The 448-nt window shown below is 71.7% G+C and carries 1 protein-coding gene; it reads right to left on the bottom strand.

Translation table 11 applies throughout. The features are described from left to right. A partial coding sequence (locus ACYQ8L_RS18635; RefSeq protein WP_459943318.1) for a CxxxxCH/CxxCH domain c-type cytochrome occupies nt 1–448 on the bottom strand: 448 nt, incomplete at both ends.

The following is a 448-nucleotide window of genomic DNA, read 5'->3' as shown; positions in this document are numbered from 1 at the left end:
CCGTCGAGCCGGGCGTCGGCCGGGTCGAAGGCCACGTCGGCCTGGCCGTTCACGTGGGCGGGGTAGATCACGCTCACCCCGTCGGCCGTGGTGGTGACGTGGCAGGTGTTGCAGGGGAGGGCGTAGCCGCCCGCGCTTCCCGCGTGCACCGGGTGGGCGTTGGAGCCCGGGGGAGCCGCGGCCGTGGCGCCGTGGCAGGTGCCGCAGGCGGCCGCGCCGTTCCACTCGGGCGTGGTGTCGGTGCCCCGGCTCGCCGCCGGGAACAGCGTCGTGTCGTCCCCGTGGCAGTACAGCGCGTTACAGGTACCGTATGTCGTGGTGTCGTTCGGCCGGCTCCCCTTGGCCAGGCTGTAAAAGCCGTTGGGGTTCGTGCCGTCGTAGGCGAGGTCGAGGTCCACGTTGTTGCGGATGAGGCCCGGATTCGTGGCCCAGGTGTTATCGAACTGGG

The sequence above is a fragment of the Deferrisoma palaeochoriense genome, from assembly GCF_054656955.1.
The sequence above is the reverse complement of the archived record's forward strand: the minus strand, read 5'-3'. Positions and strand labels throughout refer to the sequence as shown.